Raw genomic sequence first — 3,164 nt, forward strand, 5'->3', positions numbered from 1 at the left:
ATCTTGGCTCACGGTCGTCCTGTCCTGGTTGTAGTTGAAGGTCGGGATCGGGCGCAGATTGCAAGTGACGCTACCCCCCTGGGACGGTGGCTTGAACCAGCCTGTGTCGGCGCTGGGCGTGGCGCGCCAACACGAGTGTCGAACAGCGAACCCCGTGACCACGCCATGAGTCGAAGGAGTTCAACGACAGCTAAATCCGACGGACCAAATCGCCTCCGGCCCCGGTCTTTACCGCCTCGACCCCGCCCGCGGCTCGATCATCGACATCCCGAGTGTGACACGACGGCCTCCGAGATGGGTCCGCTCGGCGCGTCAACGATCGAAGCAAGCACGCCCGACCCGCTATGGTCCGTGGCGTTTCTCGGTCAGCAACGACCGAAGGCGAGTGAAACGTTGTGACCGCCGAAACCAAACGAATTGCTAATCGCATACTGATAGTTGCCAGGACGCGGTCCACCGGCCACCACGTCCAAGTCGATTTCGGGATCGAGATTCTGAAGGTTGAGCGTCGCCGGAATCACACCGTCGCGCAGCGCCAACACGGTCAGAATCGACTCCACGGCACCTGAGGCGCCCACTGAGTGGCCCAGAGCCGACTTCGGCGCATACACGGCAGCACCGTTGCCCAGGGCACGGTTGATCGCCGTCGCCTCAGCCACGTCGCCGACCCTGGTGCCGGTGGCGTGAGCGTTGACGTGGCCTATGTCAGTGGCAGTGAGCCCGGCCAACTGGATCGCCCGGGTCATCGCGTGCGCGGCCCTCTCACCGCTCTGGTCCGGCGCGACGACGTGCAGACCGTCGGAGGTGATGGCCGCGCCCATCAATCGCGCGATGACGTGCGCGCCGCGAACCCTGGCGTGGTCCTCGGTCTCGATGACCATCAAGGCACCCGCTTCGCCGAAGACGAAGCCATCGCGGTCCCTGTCGAACGGACGGCAGGCGCCGGGCGGGTCGGCATTGTTCTTCGACAGCACGATGCGCATCATGGCGAAGGCCGCGACGGGCACCGCCTCGATCCGCGTCTCGACGCCACCGCAGATGGCGATGTCGGCCTCACCGAGAACGACGTGCCGCCAGGCCTGGGCGATGGCCTCGGAACCGGATGCGCACGCCGAGACGAAGGCCATCACGCCGCCCTTGGCCCTATGATCCAATCCGACCGCAGCCGCCGGACCATTGGGCATGTACATCTGCATCGTCAGCGGCGACACCGCCTGTACGCCACCTTCGCGCAGGTCGTCGCTGGCGGTGACCAGAACTTCGGGGGCACCGCTGCCCGTTCCGATGGACACCGCAAGTCGATTGGTGTCGACGTCGGGATCTCCGGCGTTGTCCCATACCCGCCTGCCCAGCACCGTCGCCATCCGCTGCACATAGCTGCGGCGACGCATGTCGGCCGGGGTCACACCACTATCGAAGTCTTCGAGCAGGTGCCCTCCGATTCGGACCGGCAGGTCGAACTCCTCTACGAAGGGATCCTGCAGAGTGCGGATACCGCTGCGGCCCTCGAGCAGCGCCCTCCAGGTTCCTTCCACGTCTGTAGCCACAGCCGTCGTCATGGCGATGCCGGTGACGACCACGTTTGGGAAACCCCTGCCCGTCGCCAATTCAGCCATCAGTGACCCTCCCTTCGGTCGTGCCCGCAGCACTGCCCGTCGTCGGGCCGACCCGGCATCCCCAGATGATGGCACCCGACCCGTGGCGGCGGTTCCATCTTAGGAATGGAGGCTTGACAACTGCATCACATTCGACACGTGTTACCACGCTCCGTTACCGTTGAGCGACTCAGATGTGTAGGGCAGGTATCGGTGGCTCTTTCTGATTAAGGCGCCCACGGGATTGCGAAACCTGCAGAGGTGGCCGAGTATTCATCGTTCGAGGGAAAGGTCTCATGCGCGGATACGGGGCGGACCGTAGATGAACAGCCTAGCGACCGGCCATGGTTTTCCGAACGTCGTCGTCACCGGCATCGCCATGACGACGTCCCTGGCATCGAACGCAGACGAGACCTGGAAGGCGCTCCTCGACGGACGCAGCGGCATCCGCAAACTCGAAGACCCCTTCGTCGAGCAATATGACCTGCCGGTACGTATCGGCGGCCATCTACTCGAGAACGTCGACGACGAATTGACGCGCGTCGAACTCCGTCGCCTCGGCTACGTTCAGAAGTTGTCCACGGTGCTGGGTAGGCGGGTATGGGCCAACGCCGGCAATCCCGTGGTGGACACAACCCGGTTGGCAGTCTCCATCGGCACGGGGTTTGGCGCCGCCGAGGCGCTGGTCTTGGCGTGGGACGGCATGCGCGAGCGCGGCCTCGCGGCCGTGTCGCCCCTGGCGGTTCAGATGTACATGCCGAACGGTCCTGCCGCCGCGGTCGGTCTGGAACATCACGCCAAGGCCGGGGTCATCGCACCGGTGTCGGCGTGCGCTTCCGGCTCCGAGGGCATCGCCCAGGCGTGGCGTCAGATCGTTCTCGGTGAGGCCGACGTCGCGATCTGCGGTGGTGTCGAGAACAAGATGGAGGCGATACCGATCGCGGCGTTCGCCCAGATGCGCACCGTCTTGTCCACCACCAACGATGATCCCGCCGGCGCCTGTCGTCCGTTCGACAGGGACCGCAACGGATTGGTCTTCGCTGAAGGCGGCGCGCTATTGGTGATCGAGACCGAGGAGCACGCCACGGCCCGCGGCGCGAACATCCTCGCCCGGTTGATGGGTGCCGGCATCACCTCGGACGGGTTCGACATCCTCGCGGCGGATCCCACTGGTGAACTGGCCGGGCGTGCGATGACCCGGGCCATCCAAACGGCCGGGCTGTCGCCCGGGGACATCGACTATGTCAACGCCCACGCCACCGGCACCAGAGTCGGTGACGCGGCCGAGGCCAAGGCAATCACCCGCGCGGTTGGAAACTCGACCACGGTCTACGCGCCAAAATCCGCACTTGGCCATTCGGTCGGCGCGACCGGCGCGGTCGAGGCGATCCTGACCGTTCTCACACTGCGCGACGGGGTGATCCCACCGACACTCAATCTCGAGAATCTCGACCCCGAGATCGATTTGGACGTGGTGTCCGGTCAATCGCGTTCTGGCGACTACACATACGCGATCAGCAACTCGTTCGGATTTGGTGGACACAACGTCTCGCTCACCTTCGGCAGGTA

2 protein-coding genes are annotated in these 3,164 nt (G+C 64.9%); one reads left to right on the forward strand and one right to left on the reverse strand.

Annotation, left to right across the window (positions count from 1 at the left end; genetic code table 11):
• Nucleotides 1-365: 365 nt before the first annotated feature.
• Complete coding sequence (locus QOD90_RS16770) at nucleotides 366-1,616, reverse strand: KasA/KasB family beta-ketoacyl-ACP synthase (protein WP_526351664.1); 1,251 nt, start codon at nucleotides 1,614-1,616, stop codon at nucleotides 366-368.
• A gap of 301 nt (nucleotides 1,617-1,917) precedes the next feature.
• On the opposite strand from QOD90_RS16770, the gene QOD90_RS16775 reads away from it, so the two are divergent.
• Nucleotides 1,918-3,164: KasA/KasB family beta-ketoacyl-ACP synthase (locus tag QOD90_RS16775; protein ID WP_526351666.1), on the forward strand; the 1,247-nt coding region annotated here is incomplete at its 3' end.

The organism is Mycobacterium sp., from assembly GCF_032161845.1.
Lineage (GTDB): Bacteria > Actinomycetota > Actinomycetes > Mycobacteriales > Mycobacteriaceae > Mycobacterium.

Bases quoted from the DNA above. Each gene is read 5' to 3' on its own strand.
- QOD90_RS16770 (WP_526351664.1), bottom strand. From the start codon at position 1,616: ATGGCTGAATTGGCGACGGGCAGGGGTTTCCCAAACGTGGTCGTCACC.